The 2,718-nt window shown below is 62.3% G+C and carries 2 protein-coding genes; both read right to left on the bottom strand.

What is annotated here, in order from left to right:
- Positions 1-210: 210 nt before the first annotated feature.
- Positions 211-543 carry a YbaB/EbfC family nucleoid-associated protein gene (locus tag IBX54_RS14190; RefSeq protein ID WP_296543304.1) on the bottom strand — a complete coding sequence of 111 codons (333 nt, stop codon included), beginning with the start codon at positions 541-543 and terminating at the stop codon, positions 211-213.
- A 97-nt stretch (positions 544-640) separates the two neighbouring features.
- A complete protein-coding gene (gene dnaX / locus IBX54_RS14185; RefSeq protein WP_296543303.1) occupies positions 641-2,578 on the bottom strand; it encodes a DNA polymerase III subunit gamma/tau in 1,938 nt (645 codons plus the stop codon).
- Positions 2,579-2,718 lie beyond the last annotated feature (140 nt).

The following is a 2,718-nucleotide window of genomic DNA, read 5'->3' as shown; positions in this document are numbered from 1 at the left end:
CGTTCGCAATGACGGGGCTGGGGTTCGTAATGACGGGGCTGTTCATGGAAAGCGTAGCGCGGCAGTCCATGCATTTGGACGTCGTGGATTGCTTCACTGCGTTCGCAATGACGGCCATTTGCGCAATGACGGCGCTGTTCATGCAAAGGAGCGCAGCGACGCGGTAATCGCAGTGTCGGGGAACGGTTGGACAACCTGGATGCCATGAAATCAAAAGGGAAACTTCATCCCGCCCGGCAAGCCCGGCATGCCGGCGGTGATCTTACCCATCTTCTCGGTGGAGGTTTCTTCGGCCTTGCGCAGCGCCGCGTTGAAGGCGGCGGCCACCAGGTCTTCGAGCATGTCCTTGTCGTCGGCGAGCAGGCTGGGGTCGATAGTGACGCGGCGCACCTCGTGCTTGCAGGTCATGGTGACCTTGACCAGGCCGGCGCCCGACTCACCCGTGACCTCGATGCTGCCCAGCTCGTCCTGGGCTTTTTTCATGTTGTCCTGCATGGCCTGCGCCTGCTTCATGAGGCCGGCGAGTTGTCCTTTGTTGAACATGGGAATTTCCTTCTTTAATTTAAATCGTCAAGCAAAAAAGCGTCGCGGGGCAAGCCATTCTCGCCCGGCGCAAAGTAAATTCAGTGGCTGAAGCGGGTCACCCCGGTTTGATGCTGCCAGGAACGATTTTCGCCCCAAAATCACGCATCAGCGACTGCACCAGCGGATCGTCGAAAACGATTTTTTCAGCGGCCAGTTGGGCTTGTGCCGCCTTGGCGGCATTGCGCCTGGCCGGGCTGTCGGTGACGCGCCCCACCTCCGCCACCAGTTGCACCGGGTAACCCGCAGCCGCCAGGGCTGCCGCCAGCCGCTCGCGGCTGCCCGACTGATTCAGCGACTCGCGCTCGACACGCAGCAGCCATTGGTCCTGGTCGCGCGCCACCAGTTGCGACTGCAGGGCCAGCTCACGCACCATGGCCGTAATGGCCTCGGTGGCGATCAGCGCCTGCACCGTGGCGTACCAGAAATCGCCCTCCGGGCTGGCTGGCACCGAAGTTGGCGTTTGTTCCTGCGGCACATCGCGCCTGGGGTCCGGCTGTTCACGCACCTGGACGGCTTCAATTTTTGCAGCATCTGGCGACGGTCCCGAGGGAGCTGGTGTGCTGGCTTGTTGCGCTACCACGGGCTGGCTTTGTGTGCCACGAGAGGCAGCTGGCATGTCGCGCACCGCCAGGCGCTGGCCCTGTGGCGCGGCGACAGCTGCCTCGGTCAACGGCACTGTGTCCACCGCAGGCAGCGCGCGCGCCAAAGGTGGCCGTAGCGCAGACGTTGGCGTGGACGCAGGCGGGGGTACAGACGCAGGCTTTGACTCAGATGTTGGACTCGGCGCGGCCGCGGCCGCAGGCGGGGCTACCGCGACCGGAGCTTGCGGCTCAGTGGCGCGTTGGGGCGCTATTTTCAGAGTTTTTTTTTCCTGCATCGCAGCTTGCGCTGCGCCGGGCTTGAACGCCAGCAGGCGCAGCAGCACCATGGTCAGCGCCGCATATTCATCGGGCGCCAAACCCAGTTCGCTGCGCCCATGCAGACAGATGCTGTAGAGCAATTGGGTTTCATCGGCGGGCATCAGCGCCGCAAGCAGCGCGATCTCGGCCAGCTCGGGGTCGCTGTCGTCCTGGGCGCTGTCGGGCACAGCCTGCAGCACGGCCATGCGCTGCAGCACGCCGCTCATTTCTTCCAGGGTAGAGGCGGCGCTCAAGCCGTGGGTGCGCAAGGCTTCTGACGTTTCCACCACGGTTTTGCCATCGCCCTGGGCCAGCGCCTGCAGCAGACGGAACACATAGGAGCGATCAACGCTGCCCAGCATCTGACGCACCAGCGCCTCTTGCAGGCTACCGGAACCAAAGGCAATGGCCTGGTCAGTCAAACTGAGCGCATCGCGCATCGAGCCATGTGCCGCCCGCGCCAGCAAGCGCAGCGCCGGCACATCGGCGCTAACCTGCTCGGCCTGTAAAACCTTTTGCAGATGCTCGCGGATGGTTTCGGGGGCCATCGGCCGCAGGTTGAACTGCAGGCAACGCGACAGCACCGTCACCGGCACTTTTTGCGGGTCGGTGGTGGCTAGCACAAATTTCAGATACTCGGGCGGCTCTTCCAGCGTTTTGAGCATGGCATTGAAAGCGTGGCCGGTGAGCATGTGCACCTCGTCAATCATGAACACTTTGAAGCGGCCCTGCACCGGCTTGTAAACCGCCTGCTCCAGCAGCGCTTGCACTTCATCGACACCGCGGTTGGAGGCGGCGTCGAGCTCGGTGTAATCAACAAATCGGCCGCTGTCAATGTCAGTGCAGGCCTGGCAAACACCGCAGGGCGTGGCGGTGATGCCGCCCTGCCCGTCTGCGCCCTGGCAATTGAGCGACTTGGCCAGAATGCGCGACACCGTGGTCTTGCCCACGCCGCGCGTGCCGGTAAACAGATAGGCATGGTGCAGGCGCCCGGTGGTGAGCGCATTGGTCAGCGCTTGCACCACGTGGTCCTGTCCCACCATTTCGGTAAAGTTGCGGGGGCGGTATTTACGGGCGAGCACAAGGTAGGACATTCACTGATTCTAAAGGGCTGACGCTACCGCTAAACTTGGGGTTACCGGACGTTTTGATCCTGCGCTTGTCCGGTCAATGCAAGTCTAATCACCCCATACAAAGGAGAAAATCATGGCCGGTAAATTTGAATTGAGCCAAT

Origin of the sequence: Rhodoferax sp. (assembly GCF_014859475.1) — a bacterium.
GTDB lineage: Bacteria > Pseudomonadota > Gammaproteobacteria > Burkholderiales > Burkholderiaceae_C > Rhodoferax.
This window is presented reverse-complemented; position numbering and strand designations above follow the sequence as displayed.

Coding starts and splice junctions, on each gene's coding strand:
- dnaX (WP_296543303.1), bottom strand. CDS start 2,578: ATGTCCTACCTTGTGCTCGCCCGTAAATACCGCCCCCGCAACTTTACC.
- IBX54_RS14190 (WP_296543304.1), bottom strand. CDS start 543: ATGTTCAACAAAGGACAACTCGCCGGCCTCATGAAGCAGGCGCAGGCC.